This window comes from Scytonema millei VB511283, from assembly GCF_000817735.3.
GTDB classification, from domain to species: domain Bacteria; phylum Cyanobacteriota; class Cyanobacteriia; order Cyanobacteriales; family Chroococcidiopsidaceae; genus Chroococcidiopsis; species Chroococcidiopsis millei_B.
This window is the reverse complement of sequence record NZ_JTJC03000006.1, coordinates 134220-159238: the sequence shown is the minus strand read 5'-3', so window position 1 is coordinate 159238 and position 25019 is coordinate 134220. Positions and strand designations below refer to the sequence as shown.

26 protein-coding genes are annotated in these 25019 nt (G+C 42.7%); 9 read left to right on the top strand and 17 right to left on the bottom strand.

Features of this window, described 5'->3' with window-relative positions:
• Positions 1–50 precede the first annotated feature (50 nt).
• A complete protein-coding gene (gene lnt / locus QH73_RS20250; RefSeq protein ID WP_039714041.1) occupies positions 51–1640 on the top strand; it encodes an apolipoprotein N-acyltransferase in 1590 nt (529 codons plus the stop codon).
• Between the two features lie 46 nt (positions 1641–1686).
• Here lnt and QH73_RS20245 read toward each other — a convergent pair whose 3' ends face one another.
• The 4 genes from QH73_RS20245 to QH73_RS20230 all read right to left on the bottom strand — a co-directional run bounded on the left by QH73_RS20245 (position 1687) and on the right by QH73_RS20230 (position 4092).
• Positions 1687–2250, bottom strand: coding sequence for a Uma2 family endonuclease (locus tag QH73_RS20245; protein WP_039714042.1), 564 nt, complete (start codon positions 2248–2250; stop codon positions 1687–1689).
• Positions 2251–2336: 86 nt separating this feature from the next.
• Positions 2337–3314: a DUF4335 domain-containing protein gene (locus QH73_RS20240; protein WP_039714043.1), complete on the bottom strand. Its 978-nt coding sequence runs from the start codon at positions 3312–3314 to the stop codon at positions 2337–2339.
• A complete protein-coding gene (locus tag QH73_RS20235) occupies positions 3311–3937 on the bottom strand; it encodes a DUF3038 domain-containing protein (protein WP_039714044.1) in 627 nt (208 codons plus the stop codon). Before QH73_RS20235 ends, QH73_RS20240 begins: the two co-directional genes overlap by 4 nt.
• Positions 3934–4092, bottom strand: a complete 159-nt coding sequence (locus QH73_RS20230) for a hypothetical protein (protein ID WP_165587748.1) — start codon at positions 4090–4092, stop codon at positions 3934–3936. Before QH73_RS20230 ends, QH73_RS20235 begins: the two co-directional genes overlap by 4 nt.
• 182 nt (positions 4093–4274) lie before the next feature.
• Here QH73_RS20230 and QH73_RS20225 point away from each other — a divergent pair, with 182 nt between their 5' ends.
• From QH73_RS20225 to QH73_RS20215, 3 genes are all read left to right on the top strand, one after another.
• Positions 4275–4793, top strand: a complete 519-nt coding sequence (locus tag QH73_RS20225) for an adenine phosphoribosyltransferase (protein WP_039714045.1) — start codon at positions 4275–4277, stop codon at positions 4791–4793.
• A 381-nt stretch (positions 4794–5174) separates the two neighbouring features.
• Entirely contained in the window at positions 5175–5507 is a 333-nt protein-coding gene (locus tag QH73_RS20220) for a DUF433 domain-containing protein (RefSeq protein WP_039714046.1), read from the top strand.
• Positions 5504–5857, top strand: a complete 354-nt coding sequence (locus QH73_RS20215; protein ID WP_039714047.1) for a DUF5615 family PIN-like protein — start codon at positions 5504–5506, stop codon at positions 5855–5857. The genes QH73_RS20220 and QH73_RS20215 overlap by 4 nt, the downstream gene beginning before the upstream one ends.
• 60 nt (positions 5858–5917) lie before the next feature.
• Here QH73_RS20215 and QH73_RS20210 read toward each other — a convergent pair whose 3' ends face one another.
• Positions 5918–6661 (bottom strand): phycocyanobilin:ferredoxin oxidoreductase, encoded by a 744-nt coding sequence (locus tag QH73_RS20210; RefSeq protein WP_039714048.1) that lies wholly within the window; start codon positions 6659–6661, stop codon positions 5918–5920.
• Between the two features lie 231 nt (positions 6662–6892).
• On the opposite strand from QH73_RS20210, the gene QH73_RS20205 reads away from it, so the two are divergent.
• Positions 6893–7150, top strand: a complete 258-nt coding sequence (locus tag QH73_RS20205) for a hypothetical protein (RefSeq protein WP_039714049.1) — start codon at positions 6893–6895, stop codon at positions 7148–7150.
• A 79-nt stretch (positions 7151–7229) separates the two neighbouring features.
• Here QH73_RS20205 and QH73_RS20200 read toward each other — a convergent pair whose 3' ends face one another.
• Positions 7230–7826, bottom strand: coding sequence for a Maf family protein (locus QH73_RS20200; RefSeq protein ID WP_039714050.1), 597 nt, complete (start codon positions 7824–7826; stop codon positions 7230–7232).
• 105 nt (positions 7827–7931) lie between these two features.
• Between QH73_RS20200 and psb27 the strand changes: the two genes are divergently transcribed.
• Positions 7932–8327: a photosystem II protein Psb27 gene (gene psb27 / locus QH73_RS20195; protein ID WP_039714051.1), complete on the top strand. Its 396-nt coding sequence runs from the start codon at positions 7932–7934 to the stop codon at positions 8325–8327.
• A 408-nt stretch (positions 8328–8735) separates the two neighbouring features.
• Complete coding sequence (locus QH73_RS20190) at positions 8736–10250, top strand: family 10 glycosylhydrolase (RefSeq protein WP_039714052.1); 1515 nt, start codon at positions 8736–8738, stop codon at positions 10248–10250.
• Between the two features lie 46 nt (positions 10251–10296).
• Here QH73_RS20190 and QH73_RS20185 read toward each other — a convergent pair whose 3' ends face one another.
• From QH73_RS20185 to patR, 4 genes are all read right to left on the bottom strand, one after another.
• Entirely contained in the window at positions 10297–11391 is a 1095-nt protein-coding gene (locus QH73_RS20185; RefSeq protein WP_039714053.1) for an A/G-specific adenine glycosylase, read from the bottom strand.
• Between the two features lie 226 nt (positions 11392–11617).
• Positions 11618–12418, bottom strand: a complete 801-nt coding sequence (locus QH73_RS20180; RefSeq protein ID WP_132867418.1) for a hypothetical protein — start codon at positions 12416–12418, stop codon at positions 11618–11620.
• Between the two features lie 543 nt (positions 12419–12961).
• Positions 12962–13444 (bottom strand): 2TM domain-containing protein, encoded by a 483-nt coding sequence (locus QH73_RS20175; protein WP_039714055.1) that lies wholly within the window; start codon positions 13442–13444, stop codon positions 12962–12964.
• Between the two features lie 186 nt (positions 13445–13630).
• Positions 13631–14521, bottom strand: a complete 891-nt coding sequence (gene patR / locus QH73_RS20170; RefSeq protein ID WP_039714056.1) for a heterocyst master regulator PatR — start codon at positions 14519–14521, stop codon at positions 13631–13633.
• A 331-nt stretch (positions 14522–14852) separates the two neighbouring features.
• On the opposite strand from patR, the gene QH73_RS20165 reads away from it, so the two are divergent.
• Both QH73_RS20165 and QH73_RS20160 read left to right on the top strand, forming a co-directional pair.
• Positions 14853–15473, top strand: coding sequence for a tetratricopeptide repeat protein (locus QH73_RS20165; protein ID WP_132867416.1), 621 nt, complete (start codon positions 14853–14855; stop codon positions 15471–15473).
• A 459-nt stretch (positions 15474–15932) separates the two neighbouring features.
• Positions 15933–16106, top strand: a complete 174-nt coding sequence (locus QH73_RS20160) for a hypothetical protein (RefSeq protein ID WP_015154691.1) — start codon at positions 15933–15935, stop codon at positions 16104–16106.
• Between the two features lie 360 nt (positions 16107–16466).
• Here QH73_RS20160 and QH73_RS20155 read toward each other — a convergent pair whose 3' ends face one another.
• The 7 genes from QH73_RS20155 to QH73_RS20125 all read right to left on the bottom strand — a co-directional run bounded on the left by QH73_RS20155 (position 16467) and on the right by QH73_RS20125 (position 25018).
• The gene (locus tag QH73_RS20155) at positions 16467–16979 is read right to left on the bottom strand and encodes a hypothetical protein (RefSeq protein ID WP_039714058.1); all 513 of its coding nucleotides are present in this window, start codon (positions 16977–16979) and stop codon (positions 16467–16469) included.
• Positions 16980–16994: 15 nt separating this feature from the next.
• Positions 16995–17522 (bottom strand): DUF262 domain-containing protein, encoded by a 528-nt coding sequence (locus tag QH73_RS20150; protein ID WP_052289827.1) that lies wholly within the window; start codon positions 17520–17522, stop codon positions 16995–16997.
• 177 nt (positions 17523–17699) lie between these two features.
• Positions 17700–18542 carry an AcrVA2 family anti-CRISPR protein gene (locus QH73_RS20145; RefSeq protein WP_039714059.1) on the bottom strand — a complete coding sequence of 281 codons (843 nt, stop codon included), beginning with the start codon at positions 18540–18542 and terminating at the stop codon, positions 17700–17702.
• 68 nt (positions 18543–18610) lie between these two features.
• Positions 18611–19567: an HNH endonuclease gene (locus QH73_RS20140; protein ID WP_039714060.1), complete on the bottom strand. Its 957-nt coding sequence runs from the start codon at positions 19565–19567 to the stop codon at positions 18611–18613.
• A 240-nt stretch (positions 19568–19807) separates the two neighbouring features.
• Entirely contained in the window at positions 19808–20545 is a 738-nt protein-coding gene (locus tag QH73_RS20135) for a DUF559 domain-containing protein (RefSeq protein WP_039714061.1), read from the bottom strand.
• 268 nt (positions 20546–20813) lie between these two features.
• The gene (locus QH73_RS20130) at positions 20814–21212 is read right to left on the bottom strand and encodes a thermonuclease family protein (RefSeq protein WP_165587747.1); all 399 of its coding nucleotides are present in this window, start codon (positions 21210–21212) and stop codon (positions 20814–20816) included.
• A gap of 491 nt (positions 21213–21703) precedes the next feature.
• Positions 21704–25018, bottom strand: a complete 3315-nt coding sequence (locus QH73_RS20125) for an SAM-dependent methyltransferase (protein ID WP_039714063.1) — start codon at positions 25016–25018, stop codon at positions 21704–21706.
• Between the last annotated feature and the right edge of the window lies 1 nt (position 25019).

The window sequence follows — 25019 nt, the reverse complement described above, 5'->3', positions numbered from 1 at the left end:
ATCTCACCTCTCGTTCTTCGCTCCTTATTGCTCTTGTCAGTGGGATCTTAATGGGGCTGAGTGTTGCCCCCGTAGGAGCTTGGTATCTTGCCTGGATTGCCTTAGCTCCTCTGTGGGTATTGGTAGTTACAACCCCCAAACATTCCTCACTCCTCGCTCCTCACTCCTTACCCCTCCTTTGGGGAATTGGCTATCACGGTGTCGCTTTATTTTGGATTACGGGCATTCATCCTATGACTTGGATGGGTGTACCGTGGTTGAGTAGTCTGGCGATCGCCCTTTTCTGCTGGATCTTCATCACCCTCTGGGGAGTCGCCCTCGTCGCTACCTGGAGCATTAGCATGAGAGCGCTCCTAAATTGGAAAATTCCCACTTTCAAATCTCCACTCCCAAACGTAAAAGCACAAAAAACCCTTTGCGCCTTTGCGCCTTTGCGTGACAAAATTCCAATTCATCTTATCCGCCTCTCAATCGGTGTCGCCTTTTGGTGTGGCTTAGAAAGCCTGTGGAGTGCTGGACCCTTGTGGTGGTCTTCGCTTTCCTACACCCAAAGTCCTCACAATCTGCCCATTCTCCATCTCGGTCAACTTTCTGGAGCGAGTGCTGTTACGGCTGCGATCGTAGCTGTCAATGGATTGTTTGCCGAAGCTTGGATTGCCGTCGTAGGGGCGCACAGCCGTGCGCCCGTCCAGGGGAGTCGGAAGACTCTCGTTTTATGCCTTTTGCCTTTTACCTTTTGCCTTCTATTACACCTTTTGGGCTACAGCTTGTACAGCAGCCCCTTAGCTCAACCACCAGATACAGCTCTTAGAGTTGGAATTGTCCAGGGTAACGTCCCTAACAAAATCAAACTTTATCCCGAAGGCTTTCGGAAGGCGATCGAAGGTTATACTACCGGCTACCAAACTCTAGCAGATCGTGGGGTAGATGCAGTTTTAACCCCAGAAGGAGCTTTACCTTTTCGCTGGCATGACGTTCAACGCACTTCTTTTTACTCAGCGGTTAAAGAAAGAGGTGTAGTTGCTTGGTTGGGATTGTTTGGCGATAAAGAAGGAGGCTATACAAACAGTATTTTCACCCTACTGAGTAACGGACAGATTTTTAGTCGTTACGACAAATCAAAATTAGTGCCAATTGGCGAATACGTTCCGTTTCAAGAAATTTTAGGTGGAATTATTTCTCGACTCTCACCCCTTGACGAGCATCAACTAGCAGGTGCGCCAAATCAATTATTCGATACTCCTTTCGGTCGAGCAATTGTAGGGATTTGTTACGAATCTGCCTTTCCCGAACGATTTCGCTATCAAGCTGCTGCTGGAGGGCAATTTATCCTCAGTCCTTCCAACGATGCTCATTACAGTGCTGCGATGCCAGCTCAGCACCATGCTTTAGATATCATGCGAGCAATTGAAACCGATCGCTGGGCTGTGCGTGCCGTCAATACCGGATATTCTGCTTTTGTCGATCCTCACGGTAAAACTGTTTGGATATCGGGACACGATACTTATGAAACCCATGCCGAAACTATTTATCGCCGTCAAACTAAGACTTTGTACGTGCAGTGGGGCGATTGGCTGACACCATTATCGATCGCTGTAGCTGTTGTCGTTTGGCTGGTAAGGCTGGTTGGACAAGTTTAGGTTTTAGGGTTTTAGATCGTATATGAGAAGGTAGCGATCGCCCTACTTAGAGAGGTAATTCAAATCCAGGTAAAATATCTTCTCCAGAAAGAACAGCAGGTAAAGATATGACTTCTACAGACTGGTTCGGTCGATAAATTTCTACTTGGCTGTTTTGAGGATTAATTAACCAACCCAAACGCAAACCATTAGCTAAATATTCTTGCATTTTCTCTTGCAATGGTTTCAGCGTATCGGTGCAAGAGCGCAATTCAATTGCAAAATCTGGACAGATGGGAGGAAACTTTTCTCGTTCCTCTTGAGTCAAAGCCTCCCATCGTTTCAATCCTATCCAAGCTGCATCAGGAGAGCGGTTAGCACCATTGGGGAGGCGAAAAATTGTCGAAGAACTGAAGACTTTTCCTGACTTGGTTTGACGATTCCAAATTTCCAAATCTGTAATCAATCCTGCTTCCTGATTACCGCTTTCTCCTCCTACGGGTGGCACAATAATTAAATCTCCTTTGGCATTAAGCTCTAAATTCAACTCGCGATTTGCCATGCAGAGTTGATAAAACTGTTCCTGAGTCAAATGAATAATTGGTTCTAAATTCAATACCACAGTATTCATAAACAATGGTAATTGGTAGTTGGTAATTGGTAGTTGGCAAGATGTGAAATGCCAACTTCTGACTTACGACTTACGACTTAATTATCTCATTTCTTTGCTTCCCAAGGCTTAACTTGTACTTCTCCCTTAGGTGTAAAGGTGACTTGAAACTGAGCCAAGGATTCTGGTGTCACAGCACTACTAGCAACAGGTTGAGACAACAGGCGAGGGAGGGGAGTTTGTTGAACCTGCCCGTTGGATACGTCGTTAGTCGCAACATAGCCTTTAATAGCTCCATTAGCAGCCACGCCGACACGGTAGACTAAATCTTGACCGAGGGCTACGTTAGGCTTCCACGCCGGTCGGAGTTGGTCGGTGAGTTTTTGCTGTAATTGCACCAATTGCAACGGGTCGGTGATGGGTGGTGCGTTAGCAATGTTGGTAGATTGGGCGGATGGAGATGTGGGTTCTGTAGGACGGCGGACAGCTTCGGGAATGGGAATTAAGAAAAAGGCGATCGCAGCTAGGGCTAATCCCGATGCGCCTACGGTGGCGGGTACGGCTTGCTTAACTAACTGCTGTCCCGATCGCACGTAGCGCCGCGAAACTGGAGCTAGTTGCAGCGTTAAATCTGGTAAGGTTTGAGTGTCAGCAAAAAACTGATCGATTGCCTCTACTAAGTCAAATAACTGTACTGTTGTCAGCTCGACTTCCTGCGTCGTGCTTTCGGTGTGGCTATTTGCCTCTGATTCTTTATGACTTTCTGGCTGGACGATCAAACGATGACGATCGCGATCGATTTTTTGCAGATGTACCAAGCTAGATTCTTTGTTGTGCGCTTCTGGGTGCGTGACGTGACTCAAAAATTCTTGGGCGTAACCGCTAACAGCTGTCACCAAACTTTCAAAAAAATCTCTACCACCAGTCAAGGTTTGTTTTGCCTGAATCAGTTGGCACTCAACATAGGTCAAAATTGTGAGTACAGGTCGCCCATCGAGAGATTGAGAGTCGGTCGGGCGATCGCTCAATCCTTCTAAAACTAGCGTGCAATTTGGCAGACTATACTTGCGCTGAATCGTCGTCATTCTACTTCCCCATCAAACAAACTGATCCACAACCGCTGCATTCCCGCTGTCCCCGTACAAAATAGCAATTGTTGCAACAGCGTTAGTGCTAGTTCATCCAACTTTTCGGGGGAATTGTAAGCCAGTACCCCAGAACGACGAGGATTCATCCGACTGCGAAAATGCGATCGAAACCTTTCGAGATAATTAGACAACCGTAAATTTTGTTCGAGAGGAATTTGCTTATCGCGCATTTGCTGATATGTCAATAGCAACTGTCGAATCACAGCTGTCAACCTGCGGGCTAAATCGGCGGCGATAACGACGAGTGCTTTAGCTTCTAGCAAACTGAGATCGCGCCGAGCGTGCGATCGCCTGAGTGGGTTCGTACAGCGCATTCGCCACAAGTTTACGCGATTTTTGACAATATCTTGTAGTTCTAGCTCCTGCGCTATTGCCAAGAATAATTCCGAACCACCAAGTTCTAGGGCTTCAATCGCCAGTAACATCAAATCAATTTGCAACCTCACCCTTTGAGGACACGCCCTTTCATCAACAGGTGGGTTAGGTAAACTTTCCAGCATCAGGGGGAGGGATGGGACGGTTGAACTATCTAACGGATTCGCGCTTGCGGAGACATTCATCTTAACCAAAGATATACGGGTAAATAATTAAAACAAGCCTTCACTAGATTGGCAAAATTGGCGACTGACTGTCTACTTTTAGCATAGAAGGGAGTCGGGAGTCGGGAGTCGGGAAGAAGGGGGACAAGGGGGGACAAGGGAGCAATTCTAGTCACTAGTCACCAGCCACTCGTCACTGATAACTGATAATAAGGTTTCCCTGATTCTCGCTTGAAATTAGCGATCGCGCGTAACAATTTAAAACATCTGGAATTCTAGTGTACGATTTTTCAAAGTCTTCCTAAGTCTGCCAATATAGATAGTTGCCGTTATACTTAGCCATCTTCGCTGACAACATATGGATCTCAAGTCCCTGATTCGCGATATTCCCGATTTTCCCAAGCCTGGTATTTTGTTTCGAGATATTACTACTTTGTTGCGCGATGCCGCAGGACTGCGCCATGCCATAGATAGTCTGGCTGATAAGCTGGATGGTGCGGGGTTAAATGCTGAATATATTGTCGGGATTGAGTCACGCGGCTTTATCATTGGTGCAGCTTTGGCTTATAAATTAGGCATTGGCTTCATTCCCGTGCGTAAACCTGGGAAGTTACCCTCTTTGGTTCACTCGGTTGAATACGAACTAGAGTATGGCATGGATAAGTTAGAAGTGCATCAAGATGCCTTACAGCCTGGTAGTCGAGTGTTAATTGTAGATGACTTGATCGCCACTGGGGGGACTGCTTGTGCGACGGCGAAGTTAGTACAGCAAATCGGCTGCGAGTTGGTGGGTTTTGGGTTTGTTGTCGAGTTACAAGATTTAGCAGGGCGACAGAATTTGCCCGACGTGCCAATTGTGACGCTGGTAGAGTATTAATGAGGTAGCGAACACGAGGTTGAGCAAGAAGAAATTTAAGTTAAAGAGTCGTATTGAAAATACTGATATCGTCATTTTCGGTAATAAGAAAGTATCAGTAGGAATAGTAGATGTTGATACTGGAGTTTGTACGGGTTCATGCGTAGACACCGATCCACAAGTTGTAGAAAGATATATTAGAGAATTCGATTCAGTCACAAATATATCGCACAAACTTAATGAGATCTTCAGGGAATGATGTTAGGTTGTTAGAAAAACGAATGACAGACGCAGCATAACAATCCTGTTGCACTTCAACTGTACAGACTTGGTCGGTTGAGTTCGAGATATGACTGGTGGCGGGTAAAAGGGATTGTTAGACAAAGGAACAATCGATAATTTATGAAAAACACACCATCTGTTACCAAACAATATATCGAACAGCGAGATGAAGGTTACTGGATTTTGGGAACTCGCATTTCTCTTGATTCAGTTGTTTATGCTTTTTTAGCTGGAGAATCACCTGAGAGTATTGCCCAAAACTTCCCTTTGCTCTCACTAGAGCAGGTTTATGGAGCGATTACTTTTTACCTTGCTAATCAAAAACTAATTAATAGCTATCTTGAAAAGGGAGAAGAAGAATTTGAAAAGCTGCGGCTCTCTTTAAGAGAAAGAAATTCAGCTTTGCATCAAAAACTAATAGCTGCTAAAGCCCAAAAGCAGGGCAAAGCATGACGAAAATTCGATTTCAAGCAGATGCCGACTTGAAACAGGCAATTGTGGCTAGCACAATCCGAAGAGAAACAAATATTGATTTTCAATCGGCTTATGTAGCAGGCTTGGAAGGTAAGACAGACCAAGAAGTATTAGCTATAGCTGCGCGAGACGAGGGATTACTCGTAACTCACGATCGCAAAACTATGTCAATTGAATTTGGTAAGTTTATTACTACACAAACTAGTACTGGAGTCATAATTATTTCTCAAAATCTGTCAATTAGTGATGCGATTGAATCTCTTATTCTAATTTGGGAAGCATCTGAAGCTGAAGAATGGATAAATCAGATTATGTCTATTCCTTTCTAATTGATTTGTGAATTGCTAATCAGATAGATGCAGGTCTTAGCTACCGAATATCATCCCAATTTACTCGTTTGGGGGTAAGTCAAATAATATCGTCGTCATATAGTGTTCTGCCCACTCTGCGCCAAAGGCTTTTTCTAACACTCGACGGGTTTTGTCATTTTGCTGCTGTTTTGTACAGTAATATTGTTGTGCGGCAAAAATTTCAGCTTGTTGCGTTTTTGAAACAGGTTGAGATGCGATCGCCCGGGTACAATGTATTTCTAAAAATCCTCGTACCATCGCCAGAAATTTCTCTTCTTCCTCTGGAGAACCAGGACGAATAAACGTGCAAAATGGCGAAAAGATATCTCCCCAACCTGGAAGTTCGCGGGGTTGAGAAAAATTCGGATTTGGTAAAGCAGAAAGTGCAGCAGTATAGGCAGATGGTAAAGTCCGTTTTCGATTTAAAGGCGATAAATCTGCGATCGCAGCACTAATTTGTCCTCTTCCTCCCACTAAGTCACAGCCAAACATCGGTAGAGCGTATTCTACACGGGGAAACATGACGCAGTGCAAAATATCTAGACTCGTTCCCACTTTCGCCAATTCTAGGTGTAGTTTACGAAATTGGGGAGTTTGGTAACAACGATTTTCAATTGTCAGTTTCTCTCCCTCCAATCTGCCTTCAACATAGCCTAACTCTGCGGGAATGACGTAGGGTGAGAGTTCTAAATGGTTTTGCCAAACAGATTCGATCGCGTCGGCTAGTTGCCGAATTAGATAGTGCTGTTGCGATCGCAATGAAGGTGTAGAAGCAGGTGTCATGGAAAAATACTCAATACCGGACTGTGAATGCTAAATTCATCACTCACAACTTCTCATTCTATTACTCTATGTGGTTCGGAACTTAAAAGGCGATCGTATATCTGGCTGGAACAAACGTAAAGTTATCCAACGATAGATGCAGCTTCTCTCGAATTTTCTGTAGCATAAACTACAGAAAAGCAATTTTTACAGATTGCCGATCGACTTTTCTGAGTAAAGAGGGCAAAGGCAGTGCAACTAAATTCTCACAAACAACACAAAACCGCCGATAGAACCCATTCGGACTGGTTGAACAAAATTTACGACAATTCATTAGAGCAATGTCAACGCAATGGTTGGGTCAAGTTGCGAGAACTTCCCAGTACTTACAGTCATGATGAAGCATTGCTCCTGTGCCAGGTGGGAAAAGACGAGTGGTTAGCTTGGGTTCCAGATCATGGGGAAGCGGTATTACGCACGCATCAATTTGAGGTGGATGGTAATTGGTAGTTGTTGGTTGTCGGTTGTTAGTTGTCAGTCACTAATCTTTTGCAAATGTAGTTTTGACTTTTAACTTTTGACTTTTGACTTACCTATCCCAAAAATCCGTCACCTCATAACCGAGTTGCAAGAGCATTTGGCGCAGTAGGGGTAAGCTGAGACCAATGACGTTTGAGTGACAGCCTTCAATTTTATCGACAAATAGACCCCCACGCCCTTCTAAAGCAAAAGCACCAGCACACTTGAGGGGTTCTCCGGTAGCAACGTAAGCTCTAATAGCGCGATCGCTCATTTGAGCAAAATAAACCCGCGTGACTTGAGTGCGGACAAGTATTTGTTGTTGTGGCTGGTCGATAATAGCATGACCTGTATATAGTTCCCCTATTTGACCGCTCATGTGCTGCCAACGGGCAATCGCGACTTCTATATTCTCCGGTTTACCATGAATTTCTCCATTTAACAGCAAGACAGAATCACAGCCCACAATTAAAGCCGAATCAAATTGAGGTGCGATCGCTTCCGCTTTACAACGCGCTAAAGTTTCTACCAATTCAGTTGCATTCTCGGTTTGAATTTGAGACTCATCAAAATTGCTGACGCGCACAAATGGTTCGATGCCAACCATTTGTAACAAGCGCCGCCGCGCTGGAGAAGCAGAAGCCAAAACAAATTGCGGTAAACCCATGTCAGTTATCAGTTATCAGTTATCAGTTATCAGTCGGCTTCTTAGATGATCCCATTCCACGGTAGGATTGACTGTGATTTAAGTATGAATGTGAATGGATTGTATATGAAGCACTATTGGTCACGTCTACTTGCCCTGGTTTTGGTAGTCGTTATTGGTTTAATGGGCTGCTCTAGTGGCGGTGGGCTTTCTGGAGATTATCGTCAAGATACCTTGGATGTGATAGGTATATTGCGCAACGCTATCGAAATGCCGCAGGATGCACCGAACAAAGGCGAAGTCCAAGCAGAAGCCCGCAAAAAAATTAATGATTTCGCTGCCCGCTATCAGCGTAATGGTAGTTTGACAGGTTTAAGTTCTTTTACCACCATGCGCACCGCTTTAAATTCCCTGGCTGGTCACTACAGTTCTTATCCTAACCGTCCTCTACCAGCAAAACTTAAGCAACGCCTGGAATTAGAATTCAAACAAGTAGAGATGGCGGTTGCTCGGGGAAATTAAGCTTAGTTACTAGTGGCATATTTAAGAAATATGTATCTTTGCTGGTGGCAAGCAGGTTACTGCTTGCCAGTATTTTTTTACACAAACAAAGCAGGCGATCGCCTACCAGGAAACGGATAAAGGAAACATCAGTGACAGGAATTCCGAATAATTACGAATTACACGGGACAAATTCCGAATTATTCTGAGTAATGGCAGCAACCAAAGGTCGAATACTAACGTCAAACTAAGTCGTAAGTCGTAAGTCGTAAGTCGTAAGTGGAAGAGTTATCTTCTGCGAACTAGAACATAGAATCAGCTAAGTCAATAATTTGTCAACTTTATTTAAGGTTATCCAGATATTTTTCTAACTTACGAGGTACGAGTTACGACTTACGACTTTTTTTGTCCTATTTCTTGTTTTTAGGAATGTCCGATTGCAAATTAAGTCAATTAAAATTCTTGCAACTGCGCCGATTACAACGATACCTAGCGGCGATCGCCTTTACGAGTAGCTTACTGGTAATGAGCTTGGGAAACCATCCTGTAATAGCCCAAACAACTGCCTACTGTCAGGAATCAGAAGCAGTAAGGCAAGAGAAAGAAAGTTTACTCCAGAAAGCATTACAAGGTGACACAGAGGCGCAAAACCGCTATAAACAGCTAATAAACCAACAAGCACAGCAATTAGCAGAGTGCCGCGATCGCACTCCGCCTCAACATCAAGCGATTTGGTTGCGGCTTTATCCCTGCGATACTCAGCCAGGGGTATTAGACAAGATTATGGATCGGATTGTCAGCCGAGGCTATAACTACGTTTACATCGAGACATTTGCGGATGGGCAAGTGCTATTACCCGCATCGGCTAACCCGACAGCATGGCCTGCGATGGTGCGTACCCCTGGGACGGAAAATACAGATTTACTCGCCGAAGCAATTCAAAAAGCCCACGAACGAGGCTTGAAAGTCTACGCTTGGATGTTTATGATGAACTTCGGCTATTCTTACGGGCAACGCAGCGATCGCCAATCGGTATTAGCCAGGAATTTTAAGGGCGATACGAGCTTAAATGTTGTAGATAACGCCAGTCAAGTATTTATCGATCCTTACAACGTCCAGGCAAAGCGGGACTTCTATCAGTTGGTGCAACAAGTGGTACGCCGCCGCCCTGATGGAGTCTTATTTGACTACGTGCGTTATCCACGCGGTTTGGGTGGTGCTTCTGTAGTCTCTAAAGTACAAGATTTATGGATTTATAGCGAAGCAGCCCGTCAAGCTTTAGAACAACGGGCGTTGAACAAAAAGGGGCGAGAACTGATTAAACGCTATGTTGCTAAGGGTGCGTTATCAGCCTCAGATGTTGATGAGGTCGATAAGCTTTATCCCGATGAAGGAGAACCACTTTGGCAGGGACGCACTCCACCCACTCAAGAGGAGAAAAAAGTGTTACCGAGTGCTGCGGCGCGTCGTCCGCTGCTACAGTTGGAGTTGTGGCGGTTGAGTGTAGCCCATGCCCTACAAGGAATTCTCGATTTTGTCGCCTTGGCAGCTTCACCAGTACAACAACAGGGAATACAGACAGGGTTAGTGTTTTTTCCTGATGGCAACCAAGTTGTAGGTGAGGGGTATGATTCCCGCTTGCAACCTTGGGATCGGTTTCCTACCAGTGCGGAGTGGCATCCCATGTCCTATGCTGCTTGCGGTAACGCCGATTGCATTGCGGCTTTGGTGCAAAGAGTGTTTAAATACGCGCCACCTGAAGCTAAAGTTATTCCGGCGATCGCTGGTACATGGGGACAGTCTATCAGCAATCGCCCCTCTCTCGAAGCTCAAATGAGCGCGATCGAGCGTGCTGCACCTCAAGTCAAAGGGATGAGCCATTTTGCTTTTTCTTGGCAAGAACCTGAAACTGAAAATTTGCGCAAGTCTTGTCGTTGGAAATAGCGATATCATCAGGTGGGCATTGCCCACCCTACACTTAAATTTCATGCTATAAATTTAGTGCGAGTTGTTCGCAAATTGAATCAGAATAAGTGTAATTTTGAAATAACTGAAAAGCTTTTCGATCGAGTGCGGTTGAGAGTTTTGCGCTTAGGTCTAGACGATTCATCCAGTGTAGGGTTTTCGATAAAGCCAAATGCTGCCGCATGGAGATATCAATGTCATTACTATTTAATTGAATAACGCAAATCCTTCCAGTAATACGATGATGAGCGATCGCATGGGTAAATTTTCCTGGTAGTTGAAGCGGTTGCCAGCGATCGAGTTTTGATAATTGATGCGCGATCGTCAAAGGAAATCCCCTTGTTTTAGCTAAAAATCCATCTGTTCTTTCGACAATTGCAAAAGTATCAGTTTCTCGATGCCAGAAAATTAGCACGAATAATTCCGTATCTACTAAAACGCGGCGGGGTTTTTTAGGAGGACAAATTTCAATACAATTGTTAGCGTAAGCTAAACATTGCATTTGTAAAGGACAAATATCGCAACGGGGTTTCGTTTTTCGGCAGATTGTTGCACCCAACTCCATCATCGCTTGATTAAAATCACCAGGACGATCGCTAGGAATGACTTGCGTGAGATAATCTTGGATGCGCGATCGCCCTGCTGTACTCCACACATCTTGTAAGGCTAGCAAGCGACTCACCACCCGTATGACATTACCATCAATACAAGGAACTTTTTCATTCAAGCAAATACTGGCGATCGCGGCAGCAGTATAATCGCCACAACCCGGAATTTGCAACCATTCGCGATAAGATTGGGGAAAACGACCGTTGAGGCGGTTGACGATGAACTCTGCACCTTTTTTCAAGTTTCTCGCTCGCGCATAATATCCCAATCCAGCCCAGAGTTGGTGTAATATCTCTTCATCGCAGTTGGCTAGATCGTCTACCGTAGGCAGTTGTTGAATAAATTGAGCAAATTTGGGTAAGACAACGGCTAGAGTTGTCTGTTGGCTCATGACCTCACAGATCCAAGTGTGATAAATATTGACCTGCTGTCGCCACGGTAGCGGTCTGCGATCGCGATCGTACCAAGCCAGAAGTTGTCTTACGCCTCGATCGATTAACACTTTTTTCACATAAGTTAGATAGATATTTACGTTGGCTTTACCTAAAACCTAAATTTAAAGATTATTCTATGGTTATATACAGAAGATAACTAGTTGAAACTCTATAACTTAACCAGCATAGCGCCTGTAGAAGACAATTCTCCAGGCGCTATAGCTATTGCGATAACTGGTTGCTTGTGAATGGCTAGTGGCTGGACTTTTTTCTAGCCACCAACCACTAGTCACTAGTCACTGATTAAAAGCCAGCAAAGTTATAGCCAACACCAATTTGAATACCTACTTCTGTATCATCTAAAAAGCCTACGTTCGCACCTACGTTAGCTGTAAATTGCTCGCCTATTGGTACATCTACACCAGCAGTTAACATTGGTCCTACATCGCTATCGTCTCCCGTAGAAATACCCAAACCACCGCCGACATAGGGTGCAAAAATCGAACCAGCTTCCGAACCTGTATCGATTCCTGTAGGTTGCAAGTTAAAGTCGTAGGTCACGGGAATCAAGATGGTGGTGTTGTCCCCAATGATGACTGACGGACGTGCAGAGACAGCATTAGTTAATCCGATTTTACTGATGACGGTAAAGTTAGTGTCACCTAAAGCCGTACTACCGTCTATACCAATATTCGCTCCCACACCTACGTAGCTAGAACCACCACGGGTAGACGATCCTGGTTCAATGGGATCTGGATTAGTTGCTGGTGGTTCTGTTGGGGTAGTTGGTTCTGTAGTAGGAGTCGTCGGATCTGTAGTGGGGGTAGATGGTTGAGTGCTGGGATAGGTCGGATCTGTAGTGGGGGTAGATGGTTGAGTGCTGGGATAGGTCGGATCTGTAGTGGGGGTAGATGGTTGAGTGCTGGGATAGGTCGGATCGACTTGCGCGATCGTGTTAACTCTCGATCTATCCTTCAAAGCAGCAGCAGAAGTAGAAATTTTAGAGTTTGAGGTCTGCGCTGATGCCGGAAGTTTGCTAGCAACTGCTACAACTGTTGCAATACTAAATACAATAGCAGTTGAATGGAAAAATTTAACATTCATTTTTGTCATCCTCGCATACAGTTTGCTTTTTTTGGAGTCTATTAAACGAATTTCTGCACCAGATTTGGCACTCCCAGCAGAATTCTAATTGTCTTTTACTGGTAAACTTGCGCTTTGTATAGTTAGTTCTAAAACTCGCATATCTACCTTAGGTTAGACTTAGGTTAGAAAAAATTAATTCTCAGAAGTTATGTTTGATTTCTGCATTTTGTGGTTTTAGCTCAGAAAAATGATAAAAATTCATCGTTACGTCTATTTTTACCAAAAAACTTTCATTTTTGTTGGATTAAGAGCAACTATATATCAATAGTAGTAACAAGCAAAAATTAGAGTATTTCTAAAGAGATACTCGAAATAAAATCAACTCTCCTTAGGTTAGAAAATTTAGTCTTGAACCTCGATCGTTTGTCTATCTTAGGCTAGATAAAAATTTTTAATTGTGTAGTTTAAAACTAGCGATCGCCCTCTAAGCGCGCCTCTGAAACCGGGGATAGGTACGGGCGATCGCTAATAAATACTACAGGTGAAAATATAATTTATTAACTAAGCTTTGAGCAGTCTGTCTAGCAGAGAGTCAATCGAACGCTTGATTTGATGCCTACGTTTCCAATTCTGGAAGGCTTTTTCATACTCCTCGCCTTGAATCTGTGACTTATTCCACACATCAAGACCCAAGAGAAAGCTTAAAGATAATAAAATATAAAGTGACCAAGACAGACCGCCGCCGCTGACCAGATCTAAAAGGATAAAAAAGATATTAACTAAACCATAGTTACCAAATCTCTTTTGCAACTTTTTCCGTCTATCCAGATTAAATCTCTGCCGTTCTTGACTCTCAGATTGCTGGGTCAGCCATTCTTGTTCTGCTAATTGCAGGCATTCTGGGGAAATTTCTAATTCAGCGGCGATTTCTAATAATTGTTGGCGAGAAAATTCTCCTTCATAGGCTTGACGAGCGATCGCTATTTGGAGAATTTGTTGAATATCTTCTTGGTGATAAGTCCGCACTAACTTATTGTCAACCACTGTTTTCCTCTCACCTACGCTTTTCCCAGAAAATTTTGACTCAACCCAGATAGCTTCACTGTTTCTATGATAATTCGGAATTCAGTGAGTTGTGCGTTGGTTGATGAGTTGTTAGTGGCGTTTTAGCGAGGTGGCTGGTGACTGGTGTTTTTTCCTCTTTGCTAATCACCAGTCACCAACTACTATTTATTCTTGCGGTGGTTTTGGACGTTTTGTCGGTTTGGGAATGGGGGCTTTGGGTATGGGTTTTTGAGGCATGGGTGTAGAGCCATCAGTCTTACGGACGGGACGTGGGGTCTCGAATTTACCTCTACCTCCACCTTTGTTATATCCTCCTCCCGCTCGCGCGCCGAAGGGTTTTTTCATCGGTTTTCGGAAGGGTTTAGGCAAAGTAGCGATCGATGTACCTTCTTGTACGACGAGATCGTCAGCTTGTCTGAGAACGTGAAACTCCCAAAACTGACCTACAGCTTTTGTTTTCAGCACGCCTTGAAGATTGACTTTAAAAAACTTGGGTCGATCTGATTCTTTGCGTGGCGCTTGCTTGATTTTCACGACCAGCCGACTATCCCCCGCAGACTGAAAAACGACTTCACCGCGTACAGAAAAATAACCATCTTCGGCGTTGTCGATTGGTGCAGAATCCGCTTCTGATGGTGCTGCTTCGCTGGTGGGAGTTTCTTCTGGGGTTGGTTGCTTTGCTAGGGTTTCTGGTTCCCAAACTCCGACAATCTGAAGGTGCAATTGATTATCTTTTTGTCCCGTACGCGGGTAAACCACCCAAAGGTGTTCTGCCTCTAAATCTATGTGCTTTCTGACTAAGCTAATAATTCGTCCCAGCAGTACGGCTTGCAACTGAGTACCATCATGCGCCAGTAATGTTCCTTGCGTGAATTGTTCGGTGCTGGGTTGATAGCGACCGCGTACTAGACCAATGGCACGATACTGCATTGGTTCGCTTGGGGGTGGAATTGGCTGCTGGCGGCTTGCTTGGTTTTCCTCTGCTACAGTCTCGGTTGGAGGCTGTTGGGAATCGGAATCGGAAACTTGGGAAGACGGAATCAGGTCGGAATTCATAAAAACTCCTTAGCGGCGGAGACAAATCCCATTTGGGACTATTTTTATCCTGCTGCTCGCAAATTCGAGCGGCGGATAATTTAAGTTACGTTTTGTATGCTGTCGGCAAGCGTAGCTCATTGGTAAGAAGTAAACTAAGCGTGAGCGCAGCATAACATATCACTACAACCCCAATTGGTTGTGATGTTACCCTAGATCGGAAAATCGCTATTTTACAAAATCTGCACTCGTACAAGCAACTAGGTAAATTAACCCCTAGCGCTCGGCAATGAGCAATTAGCATTCTGAATGTTAGCTTTTAAGATATGGAAGTAGAGTTCAAAGCGATATCGTGTCACAGCCATCCCGCAGTCGTTGGTTCATCAATCTCGTCTTGGCGCTAGGAGCCGTTTTCTTTATTGGGGCTTCGATGTTACCCCTGTTAGAGGGCATAGTCAAAGATAGTCAGCCAGCGCAGGAAGCTACGCCCACCGCTAGTCAGACAGCGCGATCGCAGTCTTCATCTCCACTGGTGAATCAGGCACAGGAGTACGAACTCGTTCTGAAACAGGAGCCAGATAACCAAGCAGCACTGAAGGGATTAGTAGAAGTTCGCGTCCGCCAAAGAGACTTTCAGGGTGCGATCGCACCTTTGGAAAAACTGATTGCTCTCAACCCTAATGAAGGTTTATATCACTTGGTATTGGGTCAAGTTTATGCTGCTCAGAAAAATAGCGATCGCGCCAATGCCGCTTTCGATCGGGCAATGCAAATCGATCGGAAAGATTATCGTCCTGTTTTAGGCAAGGCACTGCTACTTCAAGAACAGGGTAAGCCAGAGCTAGCTAAGCCCTTGTTCGAGCAAGCTGCTGCCCTTGCACCTAGTCCCTCAGAAAAAGAGCAAATCAACAAGTTAGCTAATCCTCAGCCTGCAACTTCTGCACCCGCAGTTCCCCAGCAAGAACAAAAGTAAACTTTAATTATTCTTTACTTGCGATCGCAAAAATAAATTTATTTAGCTATGGTGGATTGACTTTCAATCTGCGATCGTGATATTTATTGCTTATACTAGAAATGCTATTTCTTTTTTTTGAAACGTTTATACTTTGATTATTAAGAAAACCATCTTGGTTAAAGTAATAATATCATCAGAAAAGTAAAAATACAAGATTTTTCCAGCTTAAATTTTTCTGCCAGTATTACACTCTTGTAAAGAGATTTAGTTAAACGCAGATAAAGGTAGTGCAGTTTACGCTCTACAAGTTTTTTAACGCTTGTTTTACATAAAGATTGTATTTGTGCAGCAGCCCAAGCTGGAGCAGCTACGAGGCTTACTTTTTTGACTTTTAGCTTTTGACTTTTGACTTACCGATCGGTAGCCAAACGGTAGTACACATGTATAAAATATTGCATAGCATTCATTTGTACTAGCATGATAACAGAATCAAATATGAGTGACGTGCAGGAGCCGATAGTAACTGCTGCGCCAGAGATTAGGCAAATTATCGAGCGAGTCTGCCAACTAGAGAAAAATAGACTAGACCGCAAAAGTCAAGGTCATATTAATGACGATATTGTGAAAATTATCAAAGAAGAGGTGCAGTAATGAAGCTCACTTCTGTACATTCACAAATTAGATGTCGCTGTTCACAAATTAATGTCGCTTTTAACAAATTGATGACGTTTTTCACAAATTTGTGTCTTACGAGAATTCAATTTTATCGTTCACAAATTAATGTCGCTCAAAGGGGCAAGTGAATAACTAATTACAATCTAGTTATAGCCTAACTCTCATTGAGGAAGTCCGCTGACTTTTGTTTAGTACTGAGAGTGAGTATTAATCTAACTTAACCTTGAAAATTTATTTTTCTAACTTATACAATCCTCATTTAGATTCAGATAAACTTATAAAAACACTAAATTACAAGCGATCGCGTTAAAGCTACTACTTTCTAGGCTGATACTCTCACTTATATTGAGAATGAAACTTAGTATAGAGTGCGCCTTCAGGAAACCCACTTTTTAGTAGCTGATAATCGTTTAAATAATCACTGTCTAGAATTCCATAATGCTTAGTTTTTATAGAAAAATCTATAACAAATTCGTGATTTAACGCTACCCCAAAATAAGTACATTCTGTAGTAGCTTTGTTGTTCCATGTAGGATCTATGACTTCAAATTCATCATTGACTAACCAAGCATGAAGAACCGCTATTGGCAAACTATCATCAGTAGCGTATCCTTCACAATAGATTAACTTTGGATACTCTAGTAACGCTTCAAAACAATTTTGAAAACAATTTTTAGGTTTTCCTTGAAATGGAGTAGGATCTACTCTTTCTAGAAAAGGTTTTCCAGTTTCTAATATTAATTTTTGATGACTCTTGTAGCGAAACTGTTGGTTATTTTTAACAGCATTATCAATTATTTTTGCTTGTTGATTTATTTTTATTAACAAATCCTCTACCTTATCGTTCATAGCATTTCCGTACCTTTACTTATTTCCCAAACGCTCAGTAACAATTTTTATTAAACTAGCTACTTGATCTGGACTTAGTTCACTTTTAGGGATAACACTTATAAGAGATAGAGAGCGACGGTCGAGTTTACATCGAATTTCTGTAGGAAGAGTAGCACAAGTGCATCCATCTAGCTCTAACTCAATTTCTAACCCAGTCAGAGCTAATCGATTGCTGTAAAAATCAGCGCTCGCTTTCAGTCTTTCTCTACCATCAATAATTTTGTACTTTCCGTAGCTTTCCTCATATAGAATAATTGGTGGCACGGGTATATTGACAATTAATGATTCTATCAATCTTGACTGCTTGACTGAATTCCAAGTAGATGACCAATCAGTATCAATCGTTGTGTAATTAGGATTAGCATAGATATCATGGGCTAATATCGGTAGCTTGATTCTTTCGTGCCGTTGAAGCAGGTTAATTTTAGCGGATTCGTACTTGTTTCCTAACTCGTCATCTGAAGACTGATAATATTTATTTTGAAATTCTGGTTCAGACATTTCTGGTATTATTTCAACTCAAAGATAACTACCTTTACTTTTAAACTACCAAGGAGAGTTGTAGGGGTCAATATTATTCTTAGCACTCCGCTCAGTTTTCCACCGCTTGCAACAACCTAAGTTCTTATAGACTTTAATTGATTGTACTCAGGTTAATTTACCAAGGTTTTTAAAAACTTATCCTTTTCCTATAACTAAGACTGGCTCAATCCAAACCAATCTTCTCTGCTGCCTACCTTCTCCATATGGCTGATTGCGTAAATAACCTCTGCGCCAGTGGACGCGGGGAGATGCATGAGTACCACCCTTATCTTGTGTCTCTTCCCTCTGAACGCGATAGTTTCTCCCAACCCATAGAGGTTCGTAGTAATCCTTTGCCTTATCCTTAGCAAATCCTTGATTAACTCTGATTACTTTAGATTCCGTATCTACTAATTCAGAGCGACATTCCATAATCAGGATTAGCCGCAGAAAGATTGATTGCAAATATTCGTTAAATTCTACAACTGCTTGTGGATTAATATCTTGAACATCGGCATAAGTAATTTTTCTTAAATTGTCGTAAGCTTTAAATCTACGGCAAAAGAAGCTGGCTCCATCGCTTGCAGTCAAGTAAAGATAGCCGTTACTTGGATCGAAGTGCCAAAAAATTGCCTGAATGCTACGTTTCTCTGGAGAAAAAACTACATTCTTGGGTAGCATAAAAATTCCAGTCTTCATTGCCCAATGCAAGCTATCAGCTTCAATAGTCAAGTCTGATTGCATCAGAGCAGTTAATAAGTCTTTACCTACCCAATAAGTAGGGCATTTAGCTTCCCCTACTTTATATAGGGTGTAAAGACTGACATATGTAGAGTTTTTACTATTAGTAATTAGCTTTTGGTGAAGCTTTTCTTCGGTACTAGAAAAGTAGATCTCGGCAACGTAGCTGCATACCTTTTCAGAACTCTCATAACCATCGACGTGCATGACAGGACGGATAGCGATCGCTTCGTACCAACCTTTAGGTTTTTTACTCATACCTCTTCAACCCCCTGGCAATCAGACTCTAACATATGACAGCATAGCGGTTGTTACAACAAGCCATTTCAAGCTGCTCCAAATACGTGCTGACGATGCCAGCGCAAAGCTTCTAGACGCGGATAGTATTGCGTGTGAACTGGCAGACGAATGCGATCGCCATTGAACTGCTTCATAGGTCTACAGTTGGGAGCATCTTCATGTAGGTCGTCCTTCACCAAGAGAGTAAAGTCATCACCGATACTAAACCAACCCTTATCAAACGCCCAGTGGTGATTTTTGCAAAGTGAAATACCATTATCGATCCGGTCGTCGTAGAACTGAGAGAAGGGCATAATATGCGCTCCGTCTACGACGTTTTGACATAGAGAGTCGAGTATTTGCAGCCCACAGAATGCACAGCGGCGATTATATGCTGAAATAACAGCCCTGCGAAATGTGGCATCTCTAACAACTACTTTGGCTTCGTCTTTCAACTCAGCTTCCTGGTAGACTTTTCCACCAGTAGCTAATAGCTCTTTCTGAAAATCTTCAAGGGCATTCCTGCTTAGAATCTCCTCGATCTGTTGATTTTTATCAGCAAACCAATTGTCAAGCAAGACAGCAATGAGAGAGTTTCTAGATACGGGTTGTTGTAGTAACTCAAACAGCTCGTCATCTAAGTAAGCATATTCTACTGCTTGCCGCAGTACCCCAACTGCCCTAACTCTGGCTCCAGAAAACAGTAGTGCTTCAAATCCTGGGTTAGGTTTAAAGTGCCAAAATCCATCACTTTTAAGGTGAAAGAATGGCATTCCGATATCCGCATTATGTGCATTTGAGCCTAGCGGTTGCCATAACTTTAGAAAAGCAGCAATTAGCTCGGCAGATAAGGGAATTTGATTGTGACTCAGCAAACCCTGCTCGATTAGCTCAATGACTGACAATAGCAAAATAGGCTTGTGGGGTGCTACGCTACCGTGAGCGCGGTCTACTCGTAGCTTAGTGAATTTGGTGACATAGTAGTTAAGGTCTTTACTACTCATTTTCTGCTGCCTTTTGTTATCAGGCAACTATAGCAAAGCAAACGATGCTATGGGTGTGCCGAAACAGTTAGGTAAGTAAAATCTAAACAGTATTGCCGCTCTCATCAGAAAATATATTTAATACTTAAGAAATCAAAGGCTAAACTTGAAAATTTATCACAAAATTACAGTAATGTGTAGTTGATATAATACACAAGATACTAACCATATATGACCTTGTTCAAAACTTAGTCTAATAAATCAAAATAGCTCCAGAAACTCTTCGACTACCTGCTCGGCATTGTTAAGGCACTCTAAAGCAGTAAAACGAGTAGACCGAATTCCATATTTATCAAACATTCTGTCTCTTCTATAATCTTCTATTGCTTGCTGATGGTATTCTTTTCCGTCTACCTCTAAAATTCGTGAAGTTCCTTTATAGAAAACTAAGAAGTCTGTTTCTTTCGTCTCTGCGATCCCTAGTCGATTGCGAATCCGGCACTTAGCATTAGGAAAGAATAGTAACCCCCTACTCTCTAATGCCTTAGCTACGACAATTTCTGCTGGAGAGCGAAATGATAAATTATTCCAAGTATACGTGTCATCCGCTCTAAGATGGTTGCCATTATCTACTTTTCCAGGTAGAGCTTTAGATGTCTTCTCTGTTTTTTTTACCACTCCTTGACCGATGACTAGAGCAGTTATCTCTCTATAGGCTTGGTTCAATTTCTCTGCCCATCTAGGATTGACTTGAATTTCCCATTCATGTTCATGCCCTGCACCCAAGGATTGCCCCTTATAACTCAGTGTTATACCCATATCAAAAGAGATAGAGCCATTTCTTCTAACGTTATCGTGCAGCCAATTTGACTTCCATTCGTGTCCTGGGAGAAGTCTTGACAGCATTTTTAGCATTTGAGTTGTCTGTAATCGATACACTAAGGGATCGGAATCACGATTATGAGCTATGGAGACTTGATCGTATTTAGCTATAGTCATAAAGCTACTATTATTACATTATTTTTATTTATCCCATTTAAAAAAGGAGAAATTACGACAAGCATGAATTTTTAATGAACTAAATGTAAAGAATTTATCACTGGTTAGAATCTATTAGTTTTTTAAAAAAAATTGACTTACAGCTAAGTAGCAAGAATGAGGCTAATATCTCATCTTAGTAGAAAATTAGAACTCCTAATCGCATATAATGTTTAATTATTTTGGTGCAAGTTCTAGAAGCAATAAGACTTTAAAACAAATTGCTAAGCTACTTATTATTGTGTCTCCACTCTGACGGTGGAATGAAACTAGGATCGCCCCAGACTCCTATTTTTTGCTGTCTAGCTTGAATTTCTGCCTGCTCAACTAGTGTGGCATTAGAACAGCTTTTAATGTACTGCTTGTAAACTACTGCTAGTCCTTCACGAATCAGTATCTCTTGTACCAATGCTCCATTAGACAATCGAACATCCGCCACTTTACGCCCGTAGCGGTCAGTATCTACTACGGTTAAAGCTACGCGATCGCCTGCTTGGTGAATCAGTTGAGTGAGTCGATTACGTGCTAAGCGACCCCATTTAAATTGGTCGATGTCAATAGGATCGTAGCTTGCCCGTTCCTGCTTCGTGTGTGGAACCTCTGGTGCATCCAAGCAAGAAAATCTCACTCTAACATCAGCACCTCGCACATCAACAACAGTAATCGTATCACCATCAGCAATTCGTTTAACTCGATAGGTTGCCTGAACTGGAGTAGCATTAGAAGTTGAGAGTGTAGGTTGATGAGCAGTGGTTGCTTTCTTAGATATAGATCAAAGAGTTCTAAGGCTAAAATGGTAGAAAATAAAAGTATTTTTCGGTTCATTAGTAGTGATAAAACATACTGCAAACAAACTTATCAATCATTCCATCATCTATAGAAGCCGCACTCAAAACACATCTTTGTTGTAGAATTTCTGTCATTAGCGCATCATGCTGAAAATAAATTTTGGTTGGTGAATTAGTAGGTGGCAGGAATTCTAGTCAAAAGTTCGATGTGTTTTTTTCCAGTAGCTTGAGTTTCAAAACAATTCTTTTTAACCTACTACTTCTACAATTTTAGGAAAATTATAGTAGCTTTTCTTTATAGAAAAACTCGTTTCATAAAAACCAGTATTTATTAATCTTCATCCTCTAAATCCCGCCCCATTCTATACTTGATGTCATAGTTAACGATGAAGTCTAGTTCTTCGTCTGTAAAGCCGTAGTGTTGAGCTAGAATGCGATCTATTTCATCCATAGTTGACTTAGAGAGTCGAGGATAAAATTCATCATATTCTACTAATCCAGTAGCTTTGTAAGGAATACAGCGTCGGATACTATGAGCTTGTAAGCTTTTCATGAGGCGATCTTTCACCTCAGATAGTTTCTTCCCCAGGGCTTTTGCCAGAAGTGCTATGTCGCAAGGGAAGTCAAGAATGACTTCACGCCCGCAGTGATAGACATCTGAATATGACACAAACCAGATATAGAATAGACTACTATTTAGTAAGGCAGCTAAAGTGTCGCTGTTCAATTTGGTATTAGTATGAAAAGTCTTGTAGTCTTCAGATTTTTTCTCGCCATCTCGCTCATTTTTGAAGAATGGAATAAAATCAAAGGCTTTGACAAAGTGTGCCACAATTCTATGAGCATAAACCGTATATTCTGAATTTGAGTAGATACTGGTCTGAACTAGGGAGTGACTGCTACAGAGTTTGTACAAAACAGAAGCATGTATTTTTGTGGCAACTTTAGGAACAAGGCTAAGGCGAATGCAAGTTGGTTCAACCTCAACATATTCAATTAACTGAAACAGATTTTCTCGTTCCTCCGGCAACCATTTTTGAAACTGTGTACTGTATATGTTTGAAGTTAATAGACCTTTATGCTGTAGTAAGATAGATAACCTAAATTTAACTCCTTGAAAGAGTACCGAAGGATGTGCATCACCAGAGTAATGGCTAGCATACGTATCTAAATGTTCTTCCTTCCATAAGTCTCGAAAGGGAGCCATTCGATTAGTAGCAATACAACTTATCGGCACAATTATGCCAAAGCAGCCTTGGTTTTGTAGAAGTCTGTAAGATCGCTCACATATAACGGTATATAAATTGCCACAGCTTCTAGTTTTGTAAATACCTGCGAGTAGTTCGTATCCCTTAATCTTTGACCACTCTACATACGGAGGATTTCCGATAATCACATCAAACCCCCCCCTGTTGACAATGCCGTAGAACTCAACAAACCAGTGAAACGGTTGGTGACTTTCCCTCCACTTTTTGAAAGTTGCTAGCTTTTTAGATAGCCCCATCTCATACTTCTCGGCTAGGTAGCGGTCAAGCTCGTTTCTCAGCTCTTGAAGCTTGCTACTAAGTTCTGCCTTCTTTTGAGAAGTTAAGCGCCCATCAGCTCTTTCAGTCTGAAGTTTGCGGAAATTTTGAAAACTTTGATCGACAGCCTTTGCCTTTTCGTCGATCCGAGCCATGTCACCGAATAGATCTAGCTTTTTCTGCTTCTCTCCCTCAACAGCTTTTTTCACCTCATCGTAGCTAGCAAAACCAACCAACGTATTACCAGCACGAATGTTGAAATCAATATCAGGCAGTGGTTCTACGCCGTAGTTCTGTCGTGAAGCATCAGGTTCGACTTGAGCCATCAATTTTAGGAACAAGCGGAGCTTGCAAATTTCCGTCGCTTCCTGCATGATGTCAACGCCATACAAGTTGTTAATGACGATTGACTTGAGAATGAAATAGCGACGATTAAGGTGCTGGTTGATTTGTTGAAGAATTTGGCTAAACTGTTGGATTTTTTGAACGTACTTATCGTCGCTAAAGCGATAATTTTCATCCAAGAAAGTTTGCATCCGCTCCAAGCAGGCATCATACAATGCTTCGAGAATGTTGAGAGCGGCAAATAAGAAAGCCCCAGAGCCGCAAGTGGGGTCTAAAACAGTGATTTCAGAGATAGCTTGATAGAAAACTGACAGTAGTTCTGGATCGAAGCAGTTTTCTATCACGTCTTGAGCTAACTGACGGATATCTAAGTTATACGTAATTAGATTGTTGATGGATTGGATTTCTCCAGATGCTAGCTTTTGGCGTAGTTCCAGACAGCGGTTACGACGAGCTACGTGTTCGCGCCAGGTTTCAGTAGGTAGGACAAGCTCTGGAGCGGCTGGTCGATTCCAACTATCCCGTTTTGAGACATCATCAATACCAGCAGCGATCGCATCAGGTAGTGGAGTATCCACTCCTTGGCGAACTGCTTTGTAAATGTAGCGGTCTGGGTCTTCTCGCAGCAGTTTCCAGGCTAAACCATTAGGTTTGAATAGAGAGTCGCCTACTTGCTTGTCTACAGATTCAAAAATAAAGGGAATAATGCAATTCTTGCTAATGTATTCTGTAATGTCTTCTTTGGTGTAGTATGCCCCCATTTGCTTCTGGTTGGTGTACTTCTCGAATATGTAACCCAAAACGTCAGGATTGATTTCTTGGTCGTTCCGCAACGGGCGCTCGTCCAAATGCCACTGGTATTCCTCAAAAAAGCTGAAAATTTTCTCAAAAGCTGAGTCTGGAATTTGAATATCTGGGTGAGCGATCTCTAAAGGGTGTACCTCGAATAGACCCCCATTCAGGTAGGGAACTTTGCCCAGTAATTTTTCTAGTTCGGGAGTGCGCTCCTGCTTGCCTAAACCTTCGTGACATAGCCGGAGTAAAAAGTAGCGGTAGAAGGAGTGGAACGCATCTCGTCCATTCTGCTGCTGACACATCCGCAACCGACGAAGCAGATAGTCTCTATCCCCATCCAAAAAGCCTTGTTTCTGGATAAAGTAGATAAACATTAAGCGGTTGAGCATTAAGGATGCGTACCATTCCAAATCCGAAGGAATGTCAATACCTTGGATGAGCTGAAGGAAAGCAGCGTGTTCTTTCTTGAAGCGGTCGTAAAACTTTTTGGTAACGCGATCGACATCAAAGGCTCTGCGGGTGCGACCTGTCACCTCGACCAGGGTAAGCGATTCCTCTTCTTCTAGGGAGAAAGCGATCGCCTCTAGTTTCTGGAGTAGGGCAGCCCCAGACTGGCTTGTATGAAACCGATGCTCTCGGCAAGCAGCAGGTTTACCAATCTCGCGCCTGACCCACAGCCAAACTTGCTCGGTCTGGGCAGCATCGACGTATATAATCAAATGCTCGTGGACGTATTTGGCAACTTGCCGCTCGATCTGGCGACGTGTAGCGTATTCTGGAATCCTACCCTGTGCGTCTGGAGCGCAACAGTAAACTATCACTCCCCGCTTCTCAACCAGGGGGGTAAGGCTGTAGATTTGCCCTTCGACACTGATGGGTAGAGTTTGACCAGTATAGTAATCCCAGCCTAGTTCTTGAACGAATAGTGGCTCGAACTCAAATTGCTTCAAATAACTGCGAGCCTGTTTGCGATTGATGGGCATT